Source organism: Halobacteriovorax sp. RT-2-3 (genome assembly GCF_047085075.1).
In the GTDB taxonomy this organism is placed as follows: Bacteria; Bdellovibrionota; Bacteriovoracia; order Bacteriovoracales; family Bacteriovoracaceae; genus Halobacteriovorax_A.
This window is the reverse complement of record NZ_JBKIYF010000002.1, coordinates 669,500-696,424: the sequence shown is the minus strand read 5'-3', so window position 1 is coordinate 696,424 and position 26,925 is coordinate 669,500. Positions and strand designations below refer to the sequence as shown.

The window sequence follows — 26,925 nt, the reverse complement described above, 5'->3', positions numbered from 1 at the left end:
GAAAGTAGGCATGGCCAAAAAAACTACTAAGAAGAAAACAGCTAAGAAAGCTGCGAAAAAAGTTGCGAAAAAAACGACTAAGAAAACAACTAAAAAAGCAGCACCTAAGACAGCTAAGAAAACAGCTAAGAAAACAGCTAAGAAAGCTGCAAAAAAAGTTGCGAAGAAAACAACTAAAGCAGCAGCTAAGAAAGTTACAAAAAAGACGGCCAAAAAAGCTGCCAAGAAAGTAACAAAGAAAGCGGCTAAAAAAGTAACAAAAAAAGTGGCCAAAAAAGCTGAAAAGAAAGTCGCTAAAAAAGTTGCAAAGAAAACTACAAAAGTAGCAGCAAAGAAAGTTGAGAAAAAGACTACTAAAGCTGCAGCTAAAAAAGTTGCAAAGAAAACAACTAAGGTAGCAGCTAAGAAGACAACTAAGAAGGCTGCAGCTGAGAAAAAAACAACTGCAAAGAAAGCAACAACAAAGCCAACAAAAGCGAAAGCAAAGAAGGAAGAGGTTGTTGAAGAAGTTGTAGAAGTTGAAGAAGAAATCGTTGAGGTACAACCAGAGCTTTTTGATGAAGATGAAATCGAAGAAGAAGAGCTTGAGGTTGCTGGTGAAGACGAGATTTTAGAAGAAGAGGACGAGGAAGAAGAAGTAATTAAAAAGACTCCACTTCCGGCAACTGAAGAAGAAAAAGTTGAAGAAGTATTCAGACTTGCTGAAACTTTAGACTACTTCCTAGGTGATACAGATGAGTGTTTAGCAAAAGGATGTGATAATCCTGCGACTACAGCTGGTTTCTGTCGTCTTCACTATATTGGATATTGGAAAGAAATTAAGAATAAGATCTCAATTCTTGAAGAAGGAATGCTTCAGAAATATGTAAAAGAGATTATTGGTAAGTACCCGATAAAAGTTATTGATGAAGTTCTAAAAGATCTTAATGATGATAAGGCATTCGTAGATGTTCTTCGTGAGATGGATATTGAAGCGGATGAGAGCTTTGACGAAGTTGATGATATTGATGCAGAAGACGATCAGGATATCGCTTTTGAAACTAAGTCATCTGTTAAAGCTATTATGGATGAGGAATAGCGTCATTGTTTGCCCAAAGGCAAACTATTGGACGCTATGCCAGCTCCCCAATCTTTAGCTAGAAAACTAATTCAACAAGCCGGGTTCAAGCCCGGCTTTGTTGTCTCAGGAGTAATGGGAAAACTACCGCAAAGAAAACGATATTTTCACAAAGTGAAAATGAGTAAATATTCTTTCTTACATGACCGAAACACGCGAGCTACGCTCTTTGTTTCTTAGGTCACATTCATCTCTGCTTCAAAACTACCGCAAAGAAAAACGATATTTTCACGAAGTGAAAATGAGTGAGCATACTTCCTTACATGACCGAAACATGCGACTCTTTAACAAGGCTAAAGTTAGCAAAAAAATTTACTTAAAAAATCAGAATTACTTAGAAACCTATTCACCCTTAAATAAACTTAAAAGATAAGTGTTAATATCACCAACATCTAGTGTGGCATCATCATTTGAAGATTCAGAATAGTCCATTCCTGTAGTTGCAAATTTTTCATTAAGATCATCTGCAGAGTAACCAATCGATCCTAGATCAACTCCCATCTCTTTGTACTTTTCACGATTCTCTTCCGAAAGGATAGAGTTTTTCATCTCCATTGCTAGAGCACGCGTGTTTCGTTGAGTATCTTCGTTTTCGTCTCCACTACGAATTTCCAGGTATGAAGAAACGATATTATTAAAGTGTACGAGCTTAGAGAAATTCTCGGCTTTTTTCTGCGTTTTTTCTGCTAGTGCCGCTATGGTTTCAAGATCTTCAATTTCGCTAAATTCATCACCCTTTGTTGTATGTTTTTTGATTTCATCACTTAGAGATTGAAGAATGGCGTCTTTCTTGGCCTCATAACGTTTTGCAATTTGATCCTTTACACCTTGAACAGTTGCAAGATTCTTAGCTTCATCCTCAGTGTAACCTTCTTCAATAAGAAGTTTTGCAACTTCCTCTGGATTATCTTCGATATCTTTTAGTCTTTGTAGTGTAGCTTCTTCTTGTACCTTTAGCTCTCCAAGAAGAGAGTACTGTTCCTCTCTATTTGATGAAAGAAAGTTTTTACATGCCTCTGCATCAACGATCTTGCCATCTTTATAACATTCTTCCATTGCTGCAATCTCTTCTTTTTGTCCTTTTGCAACAGCGTCCATTGCTTCACCAGAAGAAATCGTTGTAAGAGCATCAATACTCTCGTCTGACTTTTCTCGTGAATCATACATTTTTACATTTGATAAGCTATCTGTGCCTTGAAGTTTTTCAAACTTCTTTGCGATACCATCTGTTGTTGTAATACTTTGTCTTGCTAACTCAATATACTGAATGACGTTACAGGCTCTTGGGTATGAGTAGCGAACAAGAGAATCACACTTATCAACTTTTTCGTCACTATCTTTACCTGAAACATGTTTTGCACAAGTATTTATGATATCTGCACGAACGATCTTTTTCTCGCCTTGTGTGTTATTCGGGTCGGAGTTGAAAACTTTGAATTCTCCACCGGCAGCCCCTGCGTAGCAAACAGCGTTGATATTACCAATACATGCTTCCCAGTTACTTGCAGATTTTAGAACTTGTTTTTGTTCACCGGTATTTGGATCTGTTCTTATGATAGTTTCATTTAGGCCAACGAGGTTTTCATTTTTAACTTTTTCTCTTACCGATTCATCTTCAGAAATGAGAGGGTAACCATAGTTCTTTGATTCAATACAGTAGCTCGTTGCTGCTGAGATAATATTTTTACCAAGTTGCGTTTTATATAATTCAAAGAATGTTTTTTGACTTGCAATTTTATCGTATTGGCCAGTTTTACTATCAAATTCTCCGTAAAGGGCCTTTTCAAGCTTTTCGATAAGAAATTGTTTTAAGGTTTCAAGTCCTTTTGATGTTCCTTTGGCCGTATCCATTGTTGTACGATAGCGCCCGGATCCATCTTTTCCACTCTGCTTCTCAACTAGTTTGTTGATTTGCTTAAGTGTTCCTTCATCGGCTTGAATTTTTCCCCATAGACAATTTCCAACTTCAACACCATTAAATGATGTTTTCTCTGATTCCTGTCGATAGCATTCGGAATACATATCCTTGACACCAGGAACACTCATGGCACTTTCAAACATCGGGTTCTGACTTGTTAGAACTTGAAGATAACGTGCTTCTTGATTGTCATTGCTATTTTTTGCAACGGCACTAAAGCTTAAGCTCGTTAGAATGAATAGGGTTTTTAACCTCATAACCATATTATACTACTCGGTTATTTGGGCAGATAACTTTAATTCAATTTGATTTAATTTAATGTGATTTTAGTAGTTTAGGAGATTAAAAAAGAGAGGTGAGTTGCAAAGAAATTGAGGACTTAGCCGTCCTCTCCAATAGCTTCTACTGGGCATGCCTCAAGAGCAGACATACACTCTTCAAGTTCAGCATCATTTGAAGGCTGAAGCTTAACGAAGGCATGGCCTTCGTCGTCATTCATTTCAAAGAAGCGAGGAGCCTCCATCACGCAAGCATCACAGGCGATGCATTGGTCATCAACATAGAACTTTCCATCTACATTTTGATCAAATTTTGCGCTTTTGTCGGCCATCTCACTTCTCCAAATTATTTAAAATTACTGTGGTAATTGTGCGTATTTATTTTGCTTAAAAGTATATTCTTTTCCTAACTTATCTAGCAGAGTTTTTAGAGTTTGTTGAGCACTAATATTAGTAAGTGCGTTCACATCATAACCCTTTGAATCTGTTGATTTTGCAGGAGTCGTAGCAACAATTGTTGTTTGTGTAGCGTCTTCAAAAGTAAATAGACCCGAGTCTTTTGTGAAAACTTCAGCAACTTGTTTCTCATCAAGTTCACCTGTTGGTCCAGCACCTTCAAGTTTATTGATATTGATTTCTTTAATACCAAGTCCGTACTTCTCTTCAAGTGACTTAAGTGCTTTTGAGTTTGAAGCTGCTTTTTGTACTTCTTTAATTGCTGTTGCCATTAGAGGAGCAACATCTTTTTCTTTTTGAAGAATTTCTTTTGCAATATCTCTTTGGTGATCTTCAATTTTTGCAACTACCGCTTCTTTACGATCTTGAGCGTAAATGATGTGGTAACCATATGAAGTCTTAACTGGCTGAGAGATTTCACCTTTCTTAAGAGCAAATGTTGCTTTTTCAAATTCTGGAACCATTTGTCCACGCTTAACCCAGTTAAGGTCTCCACCGTTCGTTTTACCTTGTGGCTCTTGAGTATATTTCTTAGCAAGAGTTACAAAGTTCTTAGTGTTAACTTCTTTTCTGATCTTGTTTGCTTCTTTAAGTGCTTCTGCTTCATTTCCATTTTCAGTAGAAATTAAAATATGTCTTGTTCTAACTTGCTCAGGTTGACTAAGTAGAGGCAGCTTGTCTTTAAATAAAGATTCTACTTTAGCCTTATTAGCTTCTTCTTTTAGAAAAGCTGTAATATCTGAAGATGAGATTGTTACAAGCTTTCTTACGTTTGCACTTTTGATTGTAATAATCTTTGCATTTCTCTTGTCATTGTAAAGTTCATTTAATTCTTTAGTAAGAGCTTTTGAAACAGGAACATGTTGAACAATGTTTTGTAGTTTCGTCAGTGCAATTCTTTCTTTTTGTTCTTCTTCATAATTTTCTGGAGTGAACTTGTTATATGAAAGAAGAGTTTTATATTTATTGATATCGAACTGCTTATTTGTTTGGAAGTAAGAAGTGTTTTTAATTTCATTAATTACTTCATCTTTTGAAACAAGAATCCCAAGATCTTCAGAAAGAACAACTCTTAGTTTTTGGAAAACTAAATTTCTGATCGCGTTGTCATAAACTTTATATTGGCTCATTTGTTGAGAAGTAAGAGGTTGGCCTCCACCAATAAACTTTGAGTAAAAATCAGATTGTCTTTGTACTTCCATGTTAAAGTCGCGAACCTTAATATCGTGACCAGCAACACTACCAATTGAATCAGGTGTTCCCGTATTGAAAAATGGGCCTGAAACCATGAATGAAATAACGATAATTCCGATGAAAAGAGTCAGGAATATCTGCGATGATTTTTTCTGAAAATTAGATGACATTTTACCACTCCATGTAATTTTAATTTTCGTTATTATCACTTAAATATGCTACTCCGTAAAGAATATTGGCAGTTTAAATAATCCTGTGTACTCTTTTAATATAAAAAAAAATAGCAACTTAGGATTAGAATGAAGCTAATTGCATCGGAAGGATCTCGAACCAAATTAATCATAAACCTAGTTGTTCTATCACTTGCATTTTACGGCGTGTCAAAGCGTAAGGCACCTTACAAAGAAGCCTCAATTTTTGAAAATGTTATGATGGACACGTTGGCACCTCTTCAAAGAGGCATTTCAAATGCATACAAGAATGTAGCTTCGTTCTTTGAAGACTATATGCTTAATGTTAATGCGTCGAAAGAAAATGTTACTTTGAAAGAACAAATTGGTTCGTTAAAGCAGGAAGTATTTGCGTTAAAGCAATTAGAACAAGAAAACCAACGCCTGCGTCAAATCTTAAATTTTGGTAAAAAAATTAAACATGAAATGATTTCTGCTCAAGTTGTGGCATGGGACTCTTCAAGTGACTTTAGAGTTATTCGTATTGATAAAGGTTTCAAGGATGGTATTAAGTTGCAATCTACAGTTGTAACTTCAGATGGAATCGTTGGCTACGTTTATCGTTTAACAGATCACTTTGCCGACATTCTAACAATACTTGATCCAAGTAACCGCGTTGATGTTATCGTAAATCGCACACGTTCATACGGTATTCTTGAAGGTTATTCTGGATGGCGTACTGTGATGAAGTATGTGGTACGTACAGATCCTGTTCGTTTGAATGATCTTGTTATTACTTCAGGACTTGGAAATATTTATCCTCGAGGAATCCCTGTTGGTATTATCACAAAGATTGAACGAGAGAGTTATGGGATTACTCAACACCTAGAAGTAACTCCAACTGTCGACTTTTCAAAACTTGAAGAAGTCGCTGTTCTTGTTCCTTCAGAGGACCAAGACAAGAAACGTGTGGAGTGGGAAGCTCTAGAGAATAATGCTCAACAAGGAGATGGGAGATGATTAAGTCTTCAGATATCCCAATTCGATTATTAATAACTGTATTAATCCTAATTGTACTAGAAGTTTTGGCCAGTGCTTTCTTACCACTATTTGGCCTTAACAAATACATGATTCCATTTAATGTTCTTCTTGTTCTTTATATTGGTTTTAAATTGGAAACTCCGTATCTTGCAATTATCATTTTAATTCTTCAATTAACTCATTCACTTTTTTCAATTGAAGGGTGGGAGTACGGAACAATTTCGGGAATCTTAATTTGTATTGTGATTGGATACCTAAGAGATCTTCTACACTTTACAAGTAGCTTTATCACGATGCTGACAGTTTTTCTCTTTCAGGTTCTGTGGTTTTTTATCAGTTCATCACTACTATATTTAAAGTTTGATAGCTTCGATTATATTGTGCAGAAATTTTGGCGCTTTATTCCTGAGAGTATTATTTTATCTTTATTAGCTCCTATCTTCTTTTCATTACTTGATAAAGTTTGGAGAACGAAGAGTGAAGGCCTTATGGGGAATAATGTCTAATGTTTGCTGAAGAAGAAGTAGTTCGGTCTCATAAGACTAGGGCCGACATTCTATTTACTTTAATTACACTCGCGTTTGCGATTATTTTAATACGTTTATGGTACCTTCAGATTTACCAAGGTGATCTACTGTATCAATATTCAATTCAAAACCGCTTAAGAAAAGAAACAGTTAAGGCACCAAGAGGAATGATCTTTTCACGTAATAATCAACTCATGGTTGATAACGTACCTCGTTTTGACTTAGTTATTATTCCACAATACTTAGACAATAAGAAAGAGACGATTAAGAAGCTTGCTAAAATTCTTGAAATGACTGAGAAGGAGATCTACTCAACTCTTAAGAAATTTCGTGGGCAAGCACGCTATCGTCCTGTTCGTATCAAGAAAAATATTTCTAATAAAGAAGTGGCCATCATTGAAACAGAAAATGAGAAGCTTCCAGGTGTTCAAGTTGAAACATTTATTTCTCGCGAGTATCGAGATAAGGAAGTAGGCTCACACTTGCTTGGTTATATCGGTGAGATTTCTCAAAACCAACTACCTCGTTATCGCAAAAGAGATAATATTGATTACAAGCTTGGAGACTTTATTGGTCAAGCAGGTGTTGAAGAAAGATTTGATCAGGACCTTCGAGGAGAAGATGGTTATCAAATTATGGAAGTAGATGCTAGAGGGCGTATGCGCCGTTCTATTGGAACTAGTAATATTCTTGCGGGCATTGAAAATAAGAAAGCAACACCAGGAAACAACCTAAGATTAACAATTGATCGTGATATGCAAAAAACTGCTTATAAATCCTTAGAGGGGAAAGTTGGTGGTGTTGTTGCTGTTGACGTTAGAAATGGTGAAGTCCTAACGATGGTATCTCGTCCTTCATTTGATCCAGGGCAGTTTTCTAAGGGGCTAACTTCAGAGTATTGGAACTCTCTTATTAATAATCCTGACCGTCCACTTCGAGATCGTACAATCCAAGATCACTATGCTCCAGGTTCTACATTTAAAGTTTTTACAGCGATTGCTGCTTTAGAAGAAGGCATCATTAAAGCTAAAGATGAAGTTATGTGTGGGCCACGCTTCCGCCTAGGTCGTCGTACTTATAATGACTGGAAAAGATCAGGACACGGAATAACTGATTTATACAAATCTCTAAGAAGATCTGTTGATGTTTATTATTATAAGATCGCAGTTGAATTGGATATTGATGTACTTGCAAGATATTCGAGAATGTTTGGGCTTGGTGAGAAGACAGGTATTGCACTTCCAAGAGAAACAACAGGTCTAATTCCTACTCGTGAGTGGAAAGAGAAACGCTTTGGAGAAAAGTGGCAAGATGGTGAAACGGTAAGTTGTGTTATTGGACAGTCTTATGTTTTAACAACTCCACTTCAACTTGCTGTTTCTTATGCTGCGATTGCAAATGGTGGGAAGGTTTATAAGCCTCAAATCGTTAGAGAAGTTTTTAATAATAAAGGTGATATCATTAAAAGCTATAAAGAAGATCTAGTTCAAACAGCAAAGGTGAGTGAACAAACTCTGATTGATGTAAGACAGGGTCTTTATGAAGTGGCCAACCACCCAAGAGGTACTGGCTGGTGGGTTAGAGGTACTGGTGTAAAGATGGCCGGTAAGTCTGGTACGTCTCAGGTTATCTCGATGAGTACAACTGAGCTATTTCAAAAATGTTCTGAGAAACCATATAACCAGAGACACCACGGGTTATTTGTGGCTTTTGCTCCATATGAAAATCCTCGTGTTGCAGTTGCAGCTGTTGTTGAACACGGTTGTTCTGGATCAGGTGCTGCAGGACCTATTGTTCGAAATGTTCTAACGACATATATGAAAAAGTATATGCCAGATCTTCATAAGATTTATGCCAAGGAAGATCGCAAAATCATGTCAGACTTCTTCGCTGATAGAAGAAAAAAGCGTGAAGAAGCGGAAAGACTTAGGGCCGAAAAAGAAAAGAAGAATGAAGATTCTGATGGTGATGACGAAGGTCAAACTGAAGATTAAAAAAGTGAGAACTTAATGGATTTATCAAATATTAAAGAATTTTTTAAAAGATATGACTTCTCATTCTTTCTTTTGAGTTCAGTTATCTTTTTCTTCGGAATTCTTAATCTATATTCAGCAACACATGCGTCTGCCTCTACTGCACATGCAAATTTATTTAAAGTACAAATTGGATGGTATGCTCTTTCGATTGTCATTGCTTTCGTTATTAGTTTTATTAACCCACAAAACCTTTATCGTTTCGCATGGCCTATTTATCTATTTAATATTGTTCTACTAATATTGGTTATTGTTCTTGGTCATAAAGGAATGGGGGCAAGACGTTGGCTAATGATTGGGCCAATTAGATTCCAACCTTCAGAGTTAATGAAAATATCTGTTATTTTCGTACTCGCTAGATACTTTAGAAATTATGCTCCTGATAGTGAACTTGGACTCAAGGATTTAATTAAGCCTGCTATCTTGGCATTTATCCCGACGATCTTAATTGTAGTTCAACCGGACTTAGGAACAGGACTTCTTATTCTTCTAATTTTCTTTACGATGGTGTTCTTTAGAAAACTTAAGTGGAAGACACTTTTAATTCTTGCTCTTGTTGGTCTTGTCAGTGGTGGAGTGATGTATCAATTCGGTTTAAAAGAATATCAAAGAAATCGTATTAAAACCTTTATTAATCCAACTGCGGATGCAAAAGGGACTGGCTATAATGCTATTCAATCAAAGATTGCTATTGGGTCTGGAAAAATATTCGGGAAGGGACTTAGAAAGTCCTCTCAGGCTTCCCTGAACTACTTACCTGAAAATCATACTGACTTTGTATTTTCTATTTATAATGAAGAGCATGGCTTCTTTGGAGCAATCTTATTAATTGGGTTATATCTTTTCTTGTTTTTTAGATTTGTGTGGCTCTCTGTCAACGTCAGTAGAATCTTTGAGTCCGTCACCATTATCGGGGTCATGAGTATATTCTTCTGGCACACCTTTATTAATATGGGAATGGTCATGGGGTTATTACCTGTTGTTGGTCTGCCTCTTCCTTTAATGTCTTATGGTGGTTCTTCACTTTTGACATTTGGGGTTTGTATTGGAGTAGCGACTTCTATTTCAAATACAAGACGCTTCTTTTAGAGGAGCTGGATTTTGGCATCGATAATGCATCTATATTAGTAAAACAACTTAATATGGAGCAAATATGCTAAAAAAGATGATCAATTTTTTAACACTTGTCTTAATACTATCCGCGCCACAGGCCTTTGGTGCTGGTTTCGATAGTGAGTTCGAGTTATTTGATCGCCTTAAAGAAGATATGTGGAATCTAGGTCTAGATTTCGAATATGTGCATACAACTGATATGAAAATTCCGAATACTGATGTCATCGATGGGGGAGCTCAGGGGAGCGAAGATCAAATTATCGTGAAATCAGTACCTTATGAGTTAATTCACCGTTTTGAGAGAACATTTTAAGATTTGATTAAAATAGTACTAATATTTGACTATGTCTTTTTTATCTCGCTACAATATTCGTGTTAGTGAGGTATGCAATGAAGCACGTATCTGCAATTGGAAGTTTACTGAAGAAGATCTATCGTATCTACAGTAATCACATTCTTAGTTATCTACAAGACAAAGGCTTTACAGACTTAAGGCCAAGTTTTCTTGAAATTCTAGTTTATATTTGTGAAAACGAAGGACCAACTATCAAGGAGATTGGATCTTCTTGTGGCCTAAAAAAACAAACAATGACAAGCCATCTAAATGAGTTACAAAAGCGTGGCTATATCGTTCGTAAATCTTCAGAAGTTGATAAGCGTGAACAACGCGTTTACTTAACTGAATATGGTGAGAAGTTTAAGTTCTCTCTCTTTGATGTTCTTGAATTAATTGAAGGTAATTATTCGAGAAGAATTGGAGAGGTTGAGCTTGAAAGAATTCAGTCTACTCTTGAGAATATGCACAACAAATTAAGTAATGTTGAAAGGCAAACTCTAGAGTCGAGAATTCAACTCAACCTATCTCTCGATTTTTAAGAAGTTTAAGCTACTTTAACTACAACTGAACCTTGAGTTGCCGGCCAAAATTTATAGCCGCCGGAAACGTTATTTACGTTAAAGAAACCTTTCTTTACTAGCTTTTCGCATGCTTGTATTGATTTAAGTCCATCCTCACTAATCACTAGGATAGGTGTTGTCTTATTTGTAATCTCAACATAGCGGTGATCGAGTTCTTCATACGGAATATGAATAGCACCTTCAAGCTTTACAGGTTTTTCATAATCCTTAGGTGTGATATCTAAAATAATATAATCCATATCCTTATCTTCGTAGACATCAAAGGCTTTGCGAGGAGAAAGGTCATTATATGGAAGTCCCATTAAGATCATATTATCATCGATGAATTCACCATTTTTTACGCGAATTAAATGATTTCTTTGAAGTGAAACAGAGAAGTCGACCTTTTCGTCAATCTTAGCAAGGTTGCGTTCAATATTAGTTAGTCTAGTATTGATAAAATCTAGCATTTGAAAATATTTTAAATCCACGAAAATCCTCCTCGTTCCAATTTCTTATCGGCCAAATAAAAAGTGGAATGAAGGAATGTACCCTTATTTAGAAGAGAGGGTAAAAATTTCCGTAATAGATATTCCCAGTAATAACCGTTGTTAAGAAGCATGAAGTGAAGAGAATTGCACCTTCATAAATACCATAACCAAGTTCAACACTAAGGTTTGAATCGTCAGTATCATCCTTCTTAATCTGTAGATCATCTTGAATTGAGAAGACCCAAATAAGGCCTTTACGAATAATTGGAATGATAATAATAGAGAGTAGGATTTTTAAAATAACTTGAATCGTGTACCACTTAATATCTTGCAGAGAGTGATCAAGTGATGATGAAATAATCGTACAAAGCCCTAAAATAAATCCCATGTATGAGATGGCAACCGCCAAGCTTTTTTGCACAAGTAGTCTATTAAAAGAGAGCTTTGAAATAATCTGAAATGTCTTTGAACAGAATCCAATGAGAACCACAGCAAAGAGCCATAGAAAAAGCGTCATAATAAGAGAACTATTTGAAACCTTAATAACAGTTTTTAAAATATAGGCTAAAGAAATTGAGTGAGAAAAACATATAATAGCGTAAGCATAGTTTTTACGACGTAAAATTTCATCAGCATATTCAAAGTTATAAAGAACAATACTTTCTAAAATATACAGTGAAGCTAGGTAGAGTGCGATTACCATTATCGACTCTAAAAATAATTGTCCAAGTGCAAAATACATTCCATCTGAAACATTTATTACAATATTCGAATAAATTATTCCGATTCCAATAATTCTTCCAAATAGGTGAATTGTATCAGTAGAGTTTTTTGATGGAGAGAATTTCTTTAGAATTTGATGCTTAATTGATGGAAAGAGAATTAAATGAGCTTGCTTATAAATATAAATAATAAAGCAAATAATTAGTGCAAAAATAATTCGAATAATTAATTTATCGTATAACTCATTCATTCTTTTGTTCCCACTTAGGTAAACTTGTATATTTCTTAAGTATGTCTTTTAGTGTTGTTTTATTTTCACTTTTTTTCTTGAACGCATAGTGTGCCGTAGTCACTGTTCCGTTTGTCCCAAATTCATTATTTAGGCCATAGAAAGGAGAGCTTGCCTTTTCTAAGACAATCATTCTGCGATAAAAGTCATATGTTGGAGTAAATTCACCCCAGTGAAAGATTTGAGGAAAGTTTTTGTAGGTGCGGTGAAAGCGCCATACTTTTTGTCCTGAATCAGATGTTCTCCATGTTCCATAAGCAGGGGAGCCGATATAGATTGAACCCGGAGGCATTGGGACTGTTGAGCTTTCATCATTTTCATATCTTCTAAATAAAGACATCCCAATATTATTTTGATTCTCCAAGAAGAACTCTCGAGAAATCCTGACGTTAATTCTTTGGGGTGCTTTGAAGGCATGAATGATTTGGTATCGATGGTGATAAGTCTTAATCAGAGCACCAGTAGAAAATTCTCTTTCAAGAATAACTGAAATTGGTGAGCCCTTAAATATATTTGCATACGCATTCGCATTAGGAACAAATATTGTTCTCTTCTCAGACGGAGAAAAACTCTTCGATATACCGAGATAAAGCAAAATTAATAGCACATAAAGTGAAAACTTATTCATATCTATTTATTATAGACGGGCCCCATGAGGCTAGTCCAAAGATTCAAAGATTAATTTGAAGAAATAATTTTATTAATTTCTGCTAAATTCTCTTTGCTTAGTTTGTCCATGTCACAATGAAGTCTATTAATTGCGTGAGACTTCGAAAATTTATGGAATAGATCAGTTGCTTCGTTAATATCGAAGTATTCAGTCATTCCACCCATTTTTGAATTCCTTACAACTTTCATCGTGTATTGCCCCTTGTCCTTTGGTCTATCTGCTGCATAATACTTAGATAAACGTCCAGTTGAAGATGAGCGAATAACTTCCAGATTGATAGACTCTAGATAGGCTTGAACCTTCTCAAGAGTTGCCAATTGTGAAGAGTTGAAAGATTCAAAAATCTTTTCAGGCGTTTGATTGTTAACAATGGCCTTTGCGTAAGGATTATTTGAGTGTCTTAAAATCTTCATAAGGTGATAATCGTCGTGCTCAATATATTTTTCAATATCTGCCGGGATTAAATATTCATATGGAGAAGTTTTAAAATAGCGTTGTAAAAGTTTTTCAAGGCAAACTGCACGGTAGTGGAAGTAAACCATGATGAACATGTGGTAGCGACTTAGTAGGAAGTCATCAAAAGTAATAACTGCTCTTTCTGAAATACCAAGTGTAGCTTGGCCATCAATAATTGCAGGCTCAAGATTATCAAGAAGCCAGTCAAGATCGTAAGAACCATAACTAACTCCGCAGAAGTAACTATCTCTTAGAAGGTAGTCCATGCGGTCGCAGTCAAGTTCACTTGAAACTAATTGATGGAGAAGAGGGAAGTAGCTAATTCCATCGATTTTAAAATAATCGTGATCACTAGTTTCACCGCGAATTAAATCAGCAATATACTTTCTTTCAACTCCAAAGACTCTTTCAACTTCTTTTAGGCTATGAGCAAGGGAGCTATCTGCGATAGCTTTGATTGTATAATCTTCGTGAGTCGCTTGACGCTCACTATTTTTATCGCGATCAAGAAGATACTCTTGAGGAATTTTAAGATCAGTAAGCTTTGGCATTACGACTTCTGTCGAGTGACTTAAGGGCGCGTGGCCAATGTCATGCAGAAGGCAGGCAAGCTTGAAAGTTTCTTTAATCCTTAAGTGTTCTTTTGTGATGATTTGATTTTTGAAGAGACGGTCAAATGCCATTTCTCCAACTTTCATTACACCGATTGAGTGGATGAGGCGAGTATGAGTGGCACCTGGGAAAATATATTCAGAAAATCCAAGTTGCTTAATATTGCGAAGACGTTGGAAAAAGTCCGCGCGAATGATTGGCTCTTCTTCTTTAAGAATATGAATTGATCCGTGGACCGGGTCTCTTACTTCCATTAAAAATTCCTCAAAAATTAATTAATCTTATCTTTATTCGCAATCAGCCAATTAATGATATCTTGAGATTCGAACATCGGCTTATCATCGATATAGAGACATGGTACAGTTCTTCGTCCTGTAGTATTAATATGCCTTTCTAGGGCCGATGTGTCATTCATTATATCGCAATAAGTTAACTTAATCCCTAATTGATCAATAACATCCATAACGCGATGGCAAAATGGGCAGCCTGTATAGTAAAAAAATTCTAGTTTCATAATTTCGTTCCAAATAGAAAAAGCGGCAAAAGCCGCTTTTCTTATATTTATATTCGATATCAATAGATTTTAGTAAAAATCGTCCTCGTCTTCTTCCTCAGATGAGTCAAGGCCAAGTGCATATCTCTCATCTTCGTCAAGTTCTTCAGTAGAGATTTCTTCTTCTGGTGAGTCAAATGCATCGTTGTATCCCCAGCCAAAGCTAAGGTCATCTTTCTCATCTTGCTCATCATCAGGATTATACTCTTCTTGTAGGTTTGGTCCTGGCTCGTTGTAATCTTCCGCAGCTTCAAGTCCTACACTATCTTCAGTCTCTTCGATCGTTTCAAGCTTTGACTGTTCTGCCACTGCAAGCTTATCTTCTAATTCATATTCTTTTAGAGAGTCTGCTAATTGAGAATCAAGAGCATCTTTGTGCTTCTCTTTGTATTTTGCAATTGCTTCTTCGCGAGAAAGACCTTTGTTATCGGCAGATTTTTTTACAGTTTTCTTAGCGACTGTTTTGGCCGTTTTTGGAGCGGCTTTCTTTGTCGTTTTCTTTGTAGCTTTTTTTGCAACTTTCTTTGTTGCTTTCTTTGCAACTTTTTTTGCAACTTTCTTTGTTGCTTTCTTTGCTGTTTTTTTGGCCACTTTCTTTGCTGCTTTCTTTGTCGCTTTTTTAGCCGCTTTTTTTGCAACTTTCTTTGTTGCCTTCTTTGCAGTTTTTTTAGCTACTTTTTTTGCAACTTTCTTCGTTGCCTTCTTTGCAGTTTTTTTAGCTACTTTTTTTGCAACTTTCTTCGTTGCTTTCTTTGCAGCTTTTTTTGCAGCTTTTTTTGCAACTTTCTTTGTTGCTTTCTTTGTTGCTTTCTTTGTTGCTTTCTTTGCAGTTTTTTTGGCTACTTTTTTTGCAGCTTTCTTAGTTGTTTTTTTAGTTACTTTCTTTGCCGCTTTCTTTGTTGCTTTTTTTGCAACTTTCTTCGTTGCTTTCTTTGCAGTTTTTTTGGCTACTTTTTTAGTTGCTTTCTTTGCAGTCTTTTTGGCTACTTTCTTCTTTGCCATATATACCTCGCGAAAAAGTTATAAATCGTCCTTAGTATATAAAAGAAATTAAAAATTTCGCAAGTTCTTTTTTATTTATAATGGCCCATTTAGGGCCATTTTAAAGGGGACTTGGTTAATTTAAGTAAAGTGATTAGAAGTATAAATTCGAACCAAATTCTTGCAGTTCAGTTCTTGGCAATGGGTTAGAAATGACATCTCCCGTGGCCTTAACATCTTCAGGGCTTCTTGGAGTTTCACCTTCTGGCGAGAAGCCTGCTTGAAACTCCATGTAATTTGATTCATTCTTCGCGTAACCTGACGCAGTATCTGTAATCGATGTTAGGCTAATAAGCTTTGTTGAATAGGCGTTACGGCGATGATTCTTATTTTTACTGGTGAATGGATTTACTGAACGTCCATTATTTTCCCCGCCATAATCTTTCCCAGGAGCATATGCCGTCCTTAGGGAGTTATTATTTAGTGACGGTGAAGGAGGGTTCGCTTCATTGTTCTGGCGGTAAGTCGTAATGTAGTAGAGGTTAGACTGTGTTTGTTGAGCCTTAGTGTTAATATACGTCTTTATGGCCCCTAATAGTGGGATCGTTTCACAGTTGTCTGGCTTTGCTTCTTCATCCTTTCCTAGAATGAAGTAAGTGAAGCGTGAGGCAATACTTTGTTTTTGGCACTGCGGAATCGGGAGGGCAACAGTAGTCGTTGTTGGGTCGCCATCAACATCTGGATCAAAGATTGCCTTTGAGGCTTCAATATAGGCCGTAGGATCTTGAGCACTAGTATTTCTTACTTTCGTTGCATAGAAATCCAGGGCCTTGCGATAAACGATAACAGCATCACTTAGAGTATCAATATAATCAGTTAGAACACCAGTCAGGGCCTCCCTGTCCTTATAAAGTAAAGTAGAGTGGAAGAGTGGTGCAAAGTAACCAATAGTTTTGGCCGCTGGATCAATATAGCGCACTGATGGAAAGTGATCGGCCGTCATATCTGTTTCTAAGCTGTTAACTGTTGGAACTAAGTAATTGAGAACATCATAATTTGTCGGAGCACGAACATTTTGAAAAGCTTCGATAAGATTTTGTGCTGTCACCCCGGCCTGATTTACCGTGTAGTTCGGAATATTTGCCCTTAAATCAACAAATTGCTTTGTTGTGAAAAGCCCTGCTTTCTCGCCAGTGATATTACTTGGGTTAGGATTGTAGGCAAGGGTTGGAAGGTCTGATTCCGAAGTCGTTTGCGAATTCAAATTATAGATCATATTCGGTATCGTAAATTTCACATCAACATTTGATGGAATCCCACCAATTGCAGCAGTTGTGTCAGCAGCATCTAGAAAAAAGTCTGAGGTTGCCGGTAGTGGTAGGCCCTGAATCTTTACACCATCAGTAGGGTCATCTGTTGTTCTTGGGTCACCAGTTGTTGTAAAACCCATAATGAAGTTAGCACTTCTTGAACCAGAGGCATTTGCAATACGGGCCGAATTTGAACTCGATTCAGCATAATCTTTTCCAACTGTTGGTGAAACGAGGGCCGGCCCAATACGGCCACCAAAAGGCTTTGCTGCCGCATATGCTGCCATATCGATAAAGCCATTATTTTCTAGGAACGAAAATGGATTAAGTAAACCAAGGTACTTAGCTTTGGCCTTAACTGCATAATATGTCACAACTTTTGGATTCTTATAGAAGCCTAGAATATAGCCAGGTACAGGTAGTGAAGTCTTTGTCGATGCACATGACGCTTCTGCAGCTGTTCCGCTTGAATCAGGAACTGCAATCGTTGAAATACCTTCAGTTGTAGGAGCAAAAGTTGTAAAGAACGTCGTGAAATTCATAATCATCGGTACAAGATCAAGATAGCGCTTTGATGAAGCAACTAGTTCACCGCCGTTATAACTGGCATCTTGTGGGATTAGGAAACTAGATAACGATTGTGGTGAAGGTGTGAACGTCTTTGGAGCTAATTCATAAAGCACTAAAGACTTTGCAAATGCACCGTCGAATGTTGTTTTAAAAATTCCACCACCAAGAGTTTTTGCCGCGGCCATATAGGCTTTCAGTGGTCGATCGTTAATTGGAATTCCTGTCGATTGGTTCTCCATAAATAGTTGCTCAGGGTTAACGCAACCAGTGGCAGAACCACCACCACAAATTCCTTGTGTAATAGGTGGGCGGTTTACGATCATCTCAAGATTTCTAATTCTAAGAGCAAGCTCCATTGATTCAATCCACGCACCCGTTCGATCTGCTGCTGCAATAGGAACATCATTTTGTGAAACACCGGCAGCAAAAGCGTAATTCTTTGCGGCCGAAAAGTTATAAGTTGAACGAACCATACAGTTCTTTGCTTTTAAATTAACAAAGGCATCCATTGTTCTTTCAAATTCTTCACTAACATCTGGAATCCCTGCGACGTGAAAGCGAGGAAGACCAGGGATTTGATAAATTGTACAAAGGTTTTCGTTATTACCAGAGCCAAAGTGAAGACAAATAGAGGGAACGTTGTAATGGTCACCCTTAACACCACTACTAAAGTCAGATCCACTTTCATCAAAGCGCTTCAAGGCAAAGTTCATTGTTGTTGTTGAGTTAGCATGAGTGTTCTCATTCGCAAGTTGACCAAGAACGTAGTACTTAAACATCCACTCTTTATAAGTATTTCTCATCTCCCAATTAAGGTGAGCAATATTTGTTAGTTGTCTAGCTTGAGAAGCGGCTCCCGACCAAGCAGCAGTATCAACTGCATTTTGCAGATTGATCTTGGCCTTTACGAAGAGTCCAACATTCACCACGAATGCGATGAATGAGAAGATTGCCACAAGTGTAACTCCAAAGAAGATACTAATTTGGCCTTTCGTGTTCTTAACTAATTTTTTCGAATGTGAATGTTGTGGTTGTGTCATAATGCCTTATTTTTCCGGTAACTTAATGCTACCGAAAGTGGCATTTATGCGTCAATTGATATGAACACTTTCTATTTCTAGTTAGTTGCACCGAGTTAAGTTGGCATTGAACTTGTAATAGAAATAGGTACCAAGGATATGGTGCCTAATCCCTGGAGTAGAACGTTTGTACAGGCAAGGCTAACCACCTTAACCATGGCCTTTCGGTCATCTTTAAGTACTTGTTTTTGTGAGTACTTATCTCTACCAGGCTTATGGTCTTGTTCGAATCACGGATGAATAAGAACAGGGCCTGGTACCTTTTTTACCTGCTTAATTCTCAGCGACTAAATTGGTAAAATTAAGGAGTCGAAGTATGTTTACTTTGTCGATGCTTAGGAGGGCGATAATTGAAGACATTGAATTCATTTAATCCATTAGAGACGCGTACTTACAAATTTAAGAAAGCGCATATTGAATTCTTCTGTCCTCTTTGTCGCACTCAAAGGGCAGTTGTCACAAACCCTCACATGAATGCAAAAAACTACCTTCAGGTATTCATGCTTACAGTTGCAACAACTGGTGTACTTTATCCATTTATTAGCTTTGCAGGAATCTTTTCTTTCTTTCTATTCTGGGCAGGCTTTGAAGCAGCGCTTAGACTAAACTTCAAAAAAGAAATTCCATGTCCTCACTGTGGCTTTGATGCTGCTTGGTACAAGAAGGATGTGCGTATCGCGAAATCAAAAGTAAAAGAGTTTTGGCAGACTAGAGGTGGCCATGCTCAAATTGCTCCAGAGAATGTTGAGCAAGCTTTTGCAGACATGTATTAAAAAAATTTAGAACCTTCAATTTTTAATGAATATCATTTCAAGCTCTTGACGCAAGTTGTCCTTTTTTTTGTATTTGCATAGCTATTTATGACTTCTCGATAGGGGAAAGTCGTATTATTGTAGTAATGTATTCAGGTAATACTCAACCTTGCGGTTATAGCTGAATTCTTAAGTATTGTTTCAGCTATACGCGAAGAAAATTGGAGGAACAAATGAGTGTAAACAAGGTTATTTTAGTAGGACGTTTAGGACAAGATCCAGAACTTAAGTACACACCATCTGGGATGGCTGTATGTAACTTCTCACTAGCAACAGGTGAGTCTTGGACAGATAAGAACGGACAAAAACAAGAAAGAACTGAATGGCACAGAGTTGTTGTTTGGGGAAAACTTGCTGAATTATGTGGTCAATACCTAGCAAAAGGTCGTCAAGCTTACTTAGAAGGCCAACTTCAAACAAGATCTTGGGAAGACAAAGACGGTAACAAGAGATACACAACAGAAATCAATGCTAGAACAATTCAATTCCTTGGTGGAGCAGCTCCATCTGCTGGTCAAGGTGCTTCAATGGGTCAGTCTAATAACAACAACTCATTTAACCAAGAAATGCCTCAGCACGATGATATGAACCAAGGTTACGATATTTCATCGAACGCTTCATTCACAGCTGATGACATCCCATTCTAGAGATTAATTTAAATTTCTATATATGACTAAGGCCTGCTTTTGCGGGCCTTATTTATTTCTAAATACCTGAATTTTAAAGTAAACATAGAACGACTAAAGAAATCTTAACTTCGTGGCGATAAGTGAGTTGATGAGTCAGTTAAGATTTTTAACATTTTTAGTTATTCTTGCTTCATGTGGTTCTTTTGAGCAGCATGGGGGCCTTCTTCCTCTAAGCAAAGTTGAAAGTAATGAGATGCTTTTAACTGAAAGTGAGGAAGCTGAGTATCGTTACCTTGCAGACCTTTATGGGATCTCTGAAGAGAAACTTGATATCAAGGGGGACACTCCTAATCGAGTAGTGCAAACAGAGAAAGACTGGCAACTTGAAGATATTAATCTTAATGAAATTGAAAATAGCTCATTTGTTATTAGCGACTACGAAGTAAGCTTTGTTGAAGATAAGTTTAAAAATGAAGCTCAACTAGTTGCAGAGGCCAAGGCCGCTGAAGCTGCTAAAAAAAGAAAGTCACGTGGAATTGCTTCTGTTCCAGAGGTAAGCTTAGTTCACAAGAAGAGAAGGCCAGCTTCACTCTTTGCTATGGCAAAGAAATCAACACCTGAATCAATTCGTTACTATATTGCTAAAAAAGGCGCTGATGTAAATGAGAAGAATAAGAGAGGTGATACTCCTCTTCACATTGCTATCAAGAATAAGCGCTTCGATAATGTCCGTGCTTTATTAGGAATGAAGGCCGATCCAAATATTCCAGATGCGAACGGGAAGACTGTTGCCCAATATGCACAAGAGTTAGGAATAGAATCAATTTTAAAATTAATGAAGAAGAAATAAAAAAAGCTCCCTTCGGGAGCTTTTTTTTATTTTGTATATTCTTAGAATTTCTTTGAATTTATTTTGCAGCAGGAGCTGTTTCTTCAGTCGCTGGAGCAGTTTGTGCTGGAGCTGTTGTATCTGAGTTAAGTGGAGCTGCGATTGGCGCTGCACTATCAAGTAGTGATTTAGACTCTTTACCAGATTGAATCTTAGCAAGAAGAATACAGTTACCTAGGAAAAGAACAGTAAGTACAACTGTAATTTTACTTAGGATATTTCCTTGTTGGCTACCTGTGAATACGGCTTCTGAAGCACCACCTAGAAGACCTGCTTCCGCACCCTTACCAAATTGTAGAAGAACTACGATGATTAGAAGTACTGAAACAACACCGTGAAAAATCATTAAACCAGTAACCATAATTTATTTCCTTTCAATATAAATAGATAAATTAACAACAATTTATATCAACACATCGAGGCCATGACAAGTACTGTCTATGACCTGATGAGTTAAAAAATTATGATTTGATAATTATTTAGTTTGGACAACCAGTGAAAATTTGCTTTTCTAGATTGAAAAGATAGCAGTCACGTTTCTTGTAAGCGTTTTTAAAGAATAGTGGTGCTGCATTTGAAACGGCCTTTCTTACTTTATAGATTTCAGGCCAAGTAAGGGAAACAGGCATCTTTGTGTGAAGATAAATATTTCCGTTGTATGGTTTAGCGACGCGATCCCAAGCTTCTTGAGAAGGCTTATCATTGTCATCTCTATTTAAGAACCAAAGATTATCGAATTCACCTTTAAAGTCCTTAAAAAGCTGTGCAAATACTTCACCTTTATACGTGAACATATTGTCGAATTGAGTAAGCTCCGCTGTTTCTGAAATATTATATGAACCACTCATAAGTTTTGTCTTAGAGAAATCACTCTCATCATAATCAAAGATCATGTACTTGTGGTGATTAAGGGCCCAGTGACGAGGAGATGGTGCATGAGAGTAGTACTTAATTCTTACTGGTGCGACCTTATTCTTATTACCTGGAAGCTTCTTCCAATTGTAAACAAAGTAAGGAGTCATCTCTTTTGATTTTGTGCTTGTTTTATATTCTTGATTGTCGGCAACGATCTTAACATCAACACCTCTTTTAACGGCATCTAAAAGTGCATCTGCTACATCTTTAATTACAAGGTGATTAACATTAACCAGAATATTCTTTTGAGATTCATTGATTAGCTTAATCATAGCATCGCGAACTAACCAAGTTTTCTGACCAGCTACTTTCCTAGGAGACATTCCCAAGTAGCGTCCTGTCTTATAGCTTTTTGAGCTCGGTGCGTACTCTTTGTATGTGAAGTTCATTGAACTTGAAACGAATGAAGGATTCTCTTCTTCATTTGGAATATTCTTTAGATCTAAAAGATCAAGTGAAGCTAGGTTTTCTTCACTAACTTGTGAAGTGTAGATATCTTTTCCTGAATTCCAAAGAAACTTAAATTCTCGATTTAAAGTTTTAATTGTAGTACGACCTTCTTCAGAAGAGTCATTGTTGAAAATAAAGTTTTCAGAGTAACGAGATTTTGCACCACCTGAAAGGTTCGCACTAGAGTTGAATGCCCATTTATCATCAACGATTGAAAATTTCTCGTGCATTTTTTTGTAAGCGAACTTAACACCGCATCCGGCATCTTCAATTGATTTGGCATAATCAATTACGCGAGAACTACTTTTTAAATTAGGGTGAAGAACAACTTTTACATCGACACCCGAAAGGCATGCAACTTCAAGGTTCTTTGTTACTGTTGAGTCTGACCAGCTGTATACCGTTAGCCAAACTTTCTCTTTTGCGCCTTCGATTGCTGTATAAATTTGATTAAATGCTTCTTCACCTTGGTGTGGTGAGAAGAGGGCCCAGAAGCTTGTCCCAGCGAAGATATTACTTGCAATTAATGTCGTAAATAGCAGTTTTTTCATTGAGTCTCCCTACAGATTTGAGCATGGTGTATCCCACGCGATGCAAAATGAGAAGGTTATAAGAAATAATTTCAATAAAAAAGATGGTCACAAAGTGATATCAGTAACTTAAATAGATAATTTTTTTGACCTTCGGTAATCCCTTCTTTACCATTTTTATATGGGAAGAATTAAGAGACTTTGGCCATGGCTGGCCTGTGCTGCAGCGGTATTTTCGATCTCTGGAAATAGCTTTGCGAGTAGTTTAAAAATTACAACATTCAATCTACGTTGGTACGGACTTGGGGGGGAAATCTCTGGTCAAAGAACTGACGAATATCGAGATCCTTTTATCAAAGAATTTTTAAGCACGAAGTATATCAATACAGATATTTTTCTTTTTCAAGAAGTTATCGACACTGAACGATTGGGACAATTAATGGATGGCCTAGGTCACCACTGTGTTTCTTATCGTCATGAACAATTTAATCACCAGCACTTAATGATTTGCTTAAAGAAGTCACTTGATATCGTTCCTGAAAAAGGTGATGACGATTTTACTTACTCTTTATTAGAAAATCGTCCGTTTTTAAGACCTGCTCTTTATGGAAAGGTTATCGATCGTTATTCAAAACAGCCGCTTATTCACTTAGTTGGTCTTCATTTAAAAGCTGGCCCAGATGGAATTAGTGAACGCTTAGAACAAGTTAATAACTTAAATAAGAGAGTACTAGAATACCGTGAAGCTAATTTGCCTGTAGTCATTGCAGGTGATCTTAATACTTATAGAAATACTCGCTATGAAGATAAAGAATCTGACTTAGTCGTTTTAGGTGAAGCATTTAATACAATTAATGTGACAAGAAGAACGAGTGACTATGATTATACTTATCGTAATGGTGGCTCAGGAAATGTTTTTGATCATTTCTATGTTTCAAATACAGTTGAAACAAAGTACGTTGAAATTTGGCGTGCTTGTAGTGGAAGTAGTCGAAACACAAAGAGACTTGAGAATCTTTCATGGTATCAGCGATTTATCTCAGATCACTGCCCAGTTTCATTAAGAGTTGATATTCAGTAGAAAGCTTAATTGTTAGTAAATTTTAACATTCGAATTTAACTTTAATTAGGCCTAACTGTTCATTTTTTTATGCTACTTTTTGTGGCATGAAAGCTTTAATTATTTTATCACTTACTGTTTTAACGTTTGTTTCTGCGCATTTCACGTATGCACAGGATGTGAAACCAAACGTTGTTTTATTAACCTCACTTGAAACACCAAAGGTTTGGTATCGTCCAAAAGGTTGGAAGATTGACCCCAAACTTGAAAAAATCTTCAAGAAGCAATTTAAAAAATCAGGCTACAATATTGTCATAAAGCATAGTGTGGATTTTCACGAGCTTCGCCGACAACTTCATAATCCAAATAATATCGCTGTTTTTTGGGCGTCTCATGCTGCAGGAACAAGTCAGAATACGACAGGTTCAAATAATATGGGAGCTGTCCTAAGTATTAACGGAAAGGATGTTAAGGATCTATTTAAGTCAGTCCATCCTAATATTCGCTACCTTGGTCTCGTTGGTTGTGATGCTCAGGGAATCTTAGATGAAATTTCACGTGAAGGACATTACCGTTATAATCCAAACCTAAAGACTCATTCATTTACAGAGAAAATCGATGCTAGAAAAGGACTTAGAACTTCACTAAAGGCATCGGTTGGACAACTCGGATATACAAAAAGAAGACTATTCTTCTTAAAAAAGAAGTCTCTTATTTTCCGTCACGATTTTTATGGAAGAGAGGATTTATTAAAAGTTAATCAATACTTTCATTGCGCAAAAGAGAATGGATATCTTGTTAAAGGTGTTCGTACATTAACTCAAGATTCGATGGAAGTTGCTATTACGAACCCTCAAGGTATTCTTAAAATTCTTCCGGCAGGAAAAGCTGGAGATCGCCAAGAATTTCAATTCTATCTACCATACCACCCAGAGTTTGCTCGTCGTGATATGAAAATTAATGTGGATAGTCTCATTTATTTTGGAGAAGAAAGAAAATATTTAGGTGAGTTTGATTTTTCAACAGAATGGGGAACAGACTGGCGTGTCTTTGCTAAGCCCGACGGAACGGTCTTAGGAGTTACTAAAAATCTATACTTACCAAGGGGAAGTTTGCCATCATTCGATGATGTTCAAACCTACAAGGAACTAAGTTGTAACGATACTGAAGAAATGAAAGTTCACGTCTTTTAATTAAGCGTGCAGACCCATGTAGCTGTCCGCTTGTAGGGCAGCTCCACCAACAAGGCCTCCGTCAATGTCTTTGCATGATAGGAGGTCTTCTACATTTGAAGGCTTAACTGATCCACCATAGAGAATCGATGTTTTATTTCCATCAATTGATAGATTATCATTTATATACTGACGTATATAGGCATGAGTTTCTTGTGCTTGCTCTGGAGTTGCTGTTACTCCTGTTCCTATTGCCCAAACTGGCTCGTAAGCAATAATAACGTTTACACTGTCAATATCAGCAAGACCTTTACTTAACTGCTCTGCTAAAACCTCTTCGACTTTTCCGGCTTCTCTTTGCTCAAGTGTTTCACCAATGCAGAAAATAACTGTTAGGTCGTTGGCCAGAGCAATCTTTGCTTTTGCATTTAGAGTTGCATCGTCCTCATTGTAGATAGAGCGACGTTCAGAGTGTCCAATGATAACAAAATGTGCACCGATATCTTTTAGTGATGCAGGTGAGATCTCTCCCGTAAATGCACCGCTATTTTCTGTGGCAGAATTTTGAGCACCAATTTTAAAATCATCAGTATTTTGCAGACAAATAGGGATGTGGATTGCTTGTGGAGCAATCCATGCTTCATGACGAAGTTTCGTGCTGTCGATAGCATCAAAGAAGGCGATAACGTCTTCAGTATTCTGATTCATCTTCCAGTTTCCTACGATATACTTCGTTCTCTCAGTCATATTTACATCCCTTATTATTACTTATTTATTCAACACCAAATTTTAGAGCACTAATACCTGGAAGGCTACCTTTCTCGATAAACTCAAGAGAAGCGCCACCGCCAGTCGATACATGACTCATTTTATTCGCAAGACCAGACTTATTAACTGCACTTACTGAATCACCTCCACCAACAAGAGTGTAGGCATTTGACTCGCTTAAAACTTCAGCAATAGCAAAAGTACCTTTTGCATAATCTTCATTCTCAAAAATACCCATTGGTCCATTCCAAAGGATTGTCTTTGCTTCACGAAGAATAGAGCTGTACTTTGCAATTGTTTGCTCACCGATATCTAAACCCATCTTTCCATCAGGGATACCAACTTTATCAACTGCTTCCGGCTTTCCACCAAACTCACTTGAAACGATATGGTCAATCGGAAGAATGATTTTATGTGCCGTACTTTGAGAAAAAATCTTTTTAGCAAGGCTTACATCTTCGTCACTACAAAGAGAAGTTCCAACCTCATTTCCTTTAGCTTTTAGGAAAGGGTAGGCCATAGCTCCACCAATAATAAGATTAGAAACACTTGAAAGAAGTCTTTCAATGATTTTAATCTTGTCACTAACTTTTGCACCACCAACGACTGCAACAAATGGTGTCTCAGGTCTTTGCGTAATTTTTGAAAGAGCTTCGATTTCTTTCTTCATAAGAAGTCCTGCATAGGCCTTGTTTTTGAAGAAAGCATTAATTTCATAAGTTGAAGCGTGTTTTCTATGAGCAGCTCCAAATGCATCGTTAACATAAATGTCAGCATACTCAGAAAGTTTACGTGCAAACTCACGATCGTTTTCAGTTTCTTCTTTGTGGAAACGAAGGTTTTCAAGAAGAATGATCTTATTTGAGTTTAAAGTTAGAAGAGTTTTAATTCCGCGATCAAGACATGACTCAGTTAACGTTACTTCTTCACCCAGTTTATCTGCAAGGTAAGTTGCAACAGGCTCAAGAGAGAAGTCTGAGTTTACTTGTCCTTTAGGACGTCCAAGGTGAGACATCATAATTAACTTAGATGCACCTTTGTTTAGGATTAGCTTGATTGTTTCAAGAGCATTATCAATTCTTGTTGTATCAGTAATCTCTTTAGTTTCTTTATCTAGAGGAACATTGAAATCAAAACGAACAAGAACTTTCTTGTCTTTGATTTTTGAATCATCAATGCTGTCAATAAATTGTAATGCCATAGTTTTTCCTAATTTTTTTTA

The 26,925-nt window shown here is 36.9% G+C and carries 26 protein-coding genes; 12 read left to right on the top strand and 14 right to left on the bottom strand.

Features of this window, described 5'->3' with window-relative positions; all coding sequences use genetic code 11:
• Positions 1-10: 10 nt before the first annotated feature.
• Positions 11-1,078 carry a hypothetical protein gene (locus ACMAYX_RS09180; RefSeq protein ID WP_412471708.1) on the top strand — a complete coding sequence of 356 codons (1,068 nt, stop codon included), beginning with the start codon at positions 11-13 and terminating at the stop codon, positions 1,076-1,078.
• A gap of 381 nt (positions 1,079-1,459) precedes the next feature.
• On the opposite strand, the gene ACMAYX_RS09175 is transcribed toward ACMAYX_RS09180, so the two are convergent.
• From ACMAYX_RS09175 to ACMAYX_RS09165, 3 genes are all read right to left on the bottom strand, one after another.
• Positions 1,460-3,292, bottom strand: coding sequence for a hypothetical protein (locus ACMAYX_RS09175; RefSeq protein WP_412471709.1), 1,833 nt, complete (start codon positions 3,290-3,292; stop codon positions 1,460-1,462).
• A gap of 122 nt (positions 3,293-3,414) precedes the next feature.
• A complete protein-coding gene (locus ACMAYX_RS09170) occupies positions 3,415-3,645 on the bottom strand; it encodes a ferredoxin (RefSeq protein ID WP_021268351.1) in 231 nt (76 codons plus the stop codon).
• 24 nt (positions 3,646-3,669) lie between these two features.
• Positions 3,670-5,133: a SurA N-terminal domain-containing protein gene (locus tag ACMAYX_RS09165; RefSeq protein ID WP_103217852.1), complete on the bottom strand. Its 1,464-nt coding sequence runs from the start codon at positions 5,131-5,133 to the stop codon at positions 3,670-3,672.
• 129 nt (positions 5,134-5,262) lie between these two features.
• Between ACMAYX_RS09165 and mreC the strand changes: the two genes are divergently transcribed.
• The 6 genes from mreC (at position 5,263) to ACMAYX_RS09135 (ending at position 10,723) form a co-directional block, all read left to right on the top strand.
• Positions 5,263-6,153 (top strand): rod shape-determining protein MreC, encoded by an 891-nt coding sequence (gene mreC, locus ACMAYX_RS09160; protein WP_103217853.1) that lies wholly within the window; start codon positions 5,263-5,265, stop codon positions 6,151-6,153.
• Positions 6,150-6,680 (top strand): hypothetical protein, encoded by a 531-nt coding sequence (locus ACMAYX_RS09155; protein ID WP_103217854.1) that lies wholly within the window; start codon positions 6,150-6,152, stop codon positions 6,678-6,680. The genes mreC and ACMAYX_RS09155 overlap by 4 nt, the downstream gene beginning before the upstream one ends.
• Entirely contained in the window at positions 6,680-8,695 is a 2,016-nt protein-coding gene (gene mrdA, locus ACMAYX_RS09150) for a penicillin-binding protein 2 (protein ID WP_103217855.1), read from the top strand. The genes ACMAYX_RS09155 and mrdA overlap by 1 nt, the downstream gene beginning before the upstream one ends.
• A 15-nt stretch (positions 8,696-8,710) precedes the next feature.
• Positions 8,711-9,823 (top strand): rod shape-determining protein RodA, encoded by a 1,113-nt coding sequence (gene rodA, locus ACMAYX_RS09145; protein WP_103217856.1) that lies wholly within the window; start codon positions 8,711-8,713, stop codon positions 9,821-9,823.
• 64 nt (positions 9,824-9,887) lie between these two features.
• Positions 9,888-10,160: a hypothetical protein gene (locus ACMAYX_RS09140; RefSeq protein ID WP_103217857.1), complete on the top strand. Its 273-nt coding sequence runs from the start codon at positions 9,888-9,890 to the stop codon at positions 10,158-10,160.
• A 77-nt stretch (positions 10,161-10,237) separates the two neighbouring features.
• Entirely contained in the window at positions 10,238-10,723 is a 486-nt protein-coding gene (locus tag ACMAYX_RS09135) for a MarR family winged helix-turn-helix transcriptional regulator (RefSeq protein ID WP_103217858.1), read from the top strand.
• 5 nt (positions 10,724-10,728) lie between these two features.
• Here ACMAYX_RS09135 and ACMAYX_RS09130 read toward each other — a convergent pair whose 3' ends face one another.
• The 7 genes from ACMAYX_RS09130 to ACMAYX_RS09100 all read right to left on the bottom strand — a co-directional run bounded on the left by ACMAYX_RS09130 (position 10,729) and on the right by ACMAYX_RS09100 (position 18,439).
• Positions 10,729-11,235, bottom strand: coding sequence for a rhodanese-like domain-containing protein (locus ACMAYX_RS09130; RefSeq protein ID WP_103217859.1), 507 nt, complete (start codon positions 11,233-11,235; stop codon positions 10,729-10,731).
• 67 nt (positions 11,236-11,302) lie between these two features.
• A complete protein-coding gene (locus ACMAYX_RS09125; protein WP_392993328.1) occupies positions 11,303-12,208 on the bottom strand; it encodes a hypothetical protein in 906 nt (301 codons plus the stop codon).
• Entirely contained in the window at positions 12,201-12,875 is a 675-nt protein-coding gene (locus tag ACMAYX_RS09120) for a hypothetical protein (protein WP_103217861.1), read from the bottom strand. The genes ACMAYX_RS09125 and ACMAYX_RS09120 overlap by 8 nt, the downstream gene beginning before the upstream one ends.
• Positions 12,876-12,925: 50 nt before the next feature.
• Positions 12,926-14,239 (bottom strand): HD domain-containing protein, encoded by a 1,314-nt coding sequence (locus tag ACMAYX_RS09115; RefSeq protein ID WP_103217862.1) that lies wholly within the window; start codon positions 14,237-14,239, stop codon positions 12,926-12,928.
• Between the two features lie 17 nt (positions 14,240-14,256).
• Positions 14,257-14,499 carry a glutaredoxin family protein gene (locus ACMAYX_RS09110; protein WP_103217863.1) on the bottom strand — a complete coding sequence of 81 codons (243 nt, stop codon included), beginning with the start codon at positions 14,497-14,499 and terminating at the stop codon, positions 14,257-14,259.
• A 69-nt stretch (positions 14,500-14,568) separates the two neighbouring features.
• Entirely contained in the window at positions 14,569-15,540 is a 972-nt protein-coding gene (locus ACMAYX_RS09105; protein WP_412471710.1) for a histone protein, read from the bottom strand.
• 133 nt (positions 15,541-15,673) lie between these two features.
• Positions 15,674-18,439, bottom strand: a complete 2,766-nt coding sequence (locus tag ACMAYX_RS09100) for a Tad domain-containing protein (RefSeq protein ID WP_412471711.1) — start codon at positions 18,437-18,439, stop codon at positions 15,674-15,676.
• A gap of 389 nt (positions 18,440-18,828) precedes the next feature.
• On the opposite strand from ACMAYX_RS09100, the gene ACMAYX_RS09095 reads away from it, so the two are divergent.
• From ACMAYX_RS09095 to ACMAYX_RS09085, 3 genes are all read left to right on the top strand, one after another.
• Complete coding sequence (locus tag ACMAYX_RS09095) at positions 18,829-19,251, top strand: hypothetical protein (protein ID WP_103217866.1); 423 nt, start codon at positions 18,829-18,831, stop codon at positions 19,249-19,251.
• A 212-nt stretch (positions 19,252-19,463) separates the two neighbouring features.
• Positions 19,464-19,937: a single-stranded DNA-binding protein gene (locus ACMAYX_RS09090; protein WP_103217867.1), complete on the top strand. Its 474-nt coding sequence runs from the start codon at positions 19,464-19,466 to the stop codon at positions 19,935-19,937.
• Between the two features lie 130 nt (positions 19,938-20,067).
• Entirely contained in the window at positions 20,068-20,769 is a 702-nt protein-coding gene (locus ACMAYX_RS09085) for an ankyrin repeat domain-containing protein (protein WP_412470332.1), read from the top strand.
• Between the two features lie 58 nt (positions 20,770-20,827).
• Here the strand turns inward: ACMAYX_RS09085 and secG are convergent, their stop codons facing one another.
• Positions 20,828-21,169 carry a preprotein translocase subunit SecG gene (gene secG / locus ACMAYX_RS09080; protein WP_103217869.1) on the bottom strand — a complete coding sequence of 114 codons (342 nt, stop codon included), beginning with the start codon at positions 21,167-21,169 and terminating at the stop codon, positions 20,828-20,830.
• A 118-nt stretch (positions 21,170-21,287) separates the two neighbouring features.
• Positions 21,288-22,724: a phospholipase D-like domain-containing protein gene (locus ACMAYX_RS09075; RefSeq protein ID WP_392993317.1), complete on the bottom strand. Its 1,437-nt coding sequence runs from the start codon at positions 22,722-22,724 to the stop codon at positions 21,288-21,290.
• Between the two features lie 160 nt (positions 22,725-22,884).
• On the opposite strand from ACMAYX_RS09075, the gene ACMAYX_RS09070 reads away from it, so the two are divergent.
• Positions 22,885-23,784, top strand: a complete 900-nt coding sequence (locus tag ACMAYX_RS09070; RefSeq protein WP_103217871.1) for an endonuclease/exonuclease/phosphatase family protein — start codon at positions 22,885-22,887, stop codon at positions 23,782-23,784.
• 86 nt (positions 23,785-23,870) lie between these two features.
• Positions 23,871-24,956, top strand: coding sequence for a hypothetical protein (locus tag ACMAYX_RS09065; RefSeq protein WP_412471712.1), 1,086 nt, complete (start codon positions 23,871-23,873; stop codon positions 24,954-24,956).
• On the opposite strand, the gene tpiA is transcribed toward ACMAYX_RS09065, so the two are convergent.
• Complete coding sequence (tpiA, locus tag ACMAYX_RS09060) at positions 24,957-25,682, bottom strand: triose-phosphate isomerase (RefSeq protein ID WP_412471713.1); 726 nt, start codon at positions 25,680-25,682, stop codon at positions 24,957-24,959.
• A 25-nt stretch (positions 25,683-25,707) separates the two neighbouring features.
• Positions 25,708-26,904, bottom strand: coding sequence for a phosphoglycerate kinase (locus ACMAYX_RS09055; protein WP_412471714.1), 1,197 nt, complete (start codon positions 26,902-26,904; stop codon positions 25,708-25,710).
• Positions 26,905-26,925: the final 21 nt, after the last annotated feature.

What these genes read in the sequence shown, in the direction of transcription:
- ACMAYX_RS09180 (WP_412471708.1), top strand. Translation starts at nt 11, where the DNA reads ATGGCCAAAAAAACTACTAAGAAGAAAACAGCTAAGAAAGCTGCGAAA.
- ACMAYX_RS09175 (WP_412471709.1), bottom strand. Translation starts at nt 3,292, where the DNA reads ATGAGGTTAAAAACCCTATTCATTCTAACGAGCTTAAGCTTTAGTGCC.
- ACMAYX_RS09170 (WP_021268351.1), bottom strand. Translation starts at nt 3,645, where the DNA reads ATGGCCGACAAAAGCGCAAAATTTGATCAAAATGTAGATGGAAAGTTC.
- ACMAYX_RS09165 (WP_103217852.1), bottom strand. Translation starts at nt 5,133, where the DNA reads ATGTCATCTAATTTTCAGAAAAAATCATCGCAGATATTCCTGACTCTT.
- mreC (WP_103217853.1), top strand. Translation starts at nt 5,263, where the DNA reads ATGAAGCTAATTGCATCGGAAGGATCTCGAACCAAATTAATCATAAAC.
- ACMAYX_RS09155 (WP_103217854.1), top strand. Translation starts at nt 6,150, where the DNA reads ATGATTAAGTCTTCAGATATCCCAATTCGATTATTAATAACTGTATTA.
- mrdA (WP_103217855.1), top strand. Translation starts at nt 6,680, where the DNA reads ATGTTTGCTGAAGAAGAAGTAGTTCGGTCTCATAAGACTAGGGCCGAC.
- rodA (WP_103217856.1), top strand. Translation starts at nt 8,711, where the DNA reads ATGGATTTATCAAATATTAAAGAATTTTTTAAAAGATATGACTTCTCA.
- ACMAYX_RS09140 (WP_103217857.1), top strand. Translation starts at nt 9,888, where the DNA reads ATGCTAAAAAAGATGATCAATTTTTTAACACTTGTCTTAATACTATCC.
- ACMAYX_RS09135 (WP_103217858.1), top strand. Translation starts at nt 10,238, where the DNA reads ATGAAGCACGTATCTGCAATTGGAAGTTTACTGAAGAAGATCTATCGT.
- ACMAYX_RS09125 (WP_392993328.1), bottom strand. Translation starts at nt 12,208, where the DNA reads ATGAATGAGTTATACGATAAATTAATTATTCGAATTATTTTTGCACTA.
- ACMAYX_RS09120 (WP_103217861.1), bottom strand. Translation starts at nt 12,875, where the DNA reads ATGAATAAGTTTTCACTTTATGTGCTATTAATTTTGCTTTATCTCGGT.
- ACMAYX_RS09115 (WP_103217862.1), bottom strand. Translation starts at nt 14,239, where the DNA reads ATGGAAGTAAGAGACCCGGTCCACGGATCAATTCATATTCTTAAAGAA.
- ACMAYX_RS09110 (WP_103217863.1), bottom strand. Translation starts at nt 14,499, where the DNA reads ATGAAACTAGAATTTTTTTACTATACAGGCTGCCCATTTTGCCATCGC.
- ACMAYX_RS09105 (WP_412471710.1), bottom strand. Translation starts at nt 15,540, where the DNA reads ATGGCAAAGAAGAAAGTAGCCAAAAAGACTGCAAAGAAAGCAACTAAA.
- ACMAYX_RS09100 (WP_412471711.1), bottom strand. Translation starts at nt 18,439, where the DNA reads ATGACACAACCACAACATTCACATTCGAAAAAATTAGTTAAGAACACG.
- ACMAYX_RS09090 (WP_103217867.1), top strand. Translation starts at nt 19,464, where the DNA reads ATGAGTGTAAACAAGGTTATTTTAGTAGGACGTTTAGGACAAGATCCA.
- ACMAYX_RS09085 (WP_412470332.1), top strand. Translation starts at nt 20,068, where the DNA reads ATGAGTCAGTTAAGATTTTTAACATTTTTAGTTATTCTTGCTTCATGT.
- secG (WP_103217869.1), bottom strand. Translation starts at nt 21,169, where the DNA reads ATGGTTACTGGTTTAATGATTTTTCACGGTGTTGTTTCAGTACTTCTA.
- ACMAYX_RS09075 (WP_392993317.1), bottom strand. Translation starts at nt 22,724, where the DNA reads ATGAAAAAACTGCTATTTACGACATTAATTGCAAGTAATATCTTCGCT.
- ACMAYX_RS09070 (WP_103217871.1), top strand. Translation starts at nt 22,885, where the DNA reads ATGGGAAGAATTAAGAGACTTTGGCCATGGCTGGCCTGTGCTGCAGCG.
- ACMAYX_RS09065 (WP_412471712.1), top strand. Translation starts at nt 23,871, where the DNA reads ATGAAAGCTTTAATTATTTTATCACTTACTGTTTTAACGTTTGTTTCT.
- tpiA (WP_412471713.1), bottom strand. Translation starts at nt 25,682, where the DNA reads ATGACTGAGAGAACGAAGTATATCGTAGGAAACTGGAAGATGAATCAG.
- ACMAYX_RS09055 (WP_412471714.1), bottom strand. Translation starts at nt 26,904, where the DNA reads ATGGCATTACAATTTATTGACAGCATTGATGATTCAAAAATCAAAGAC.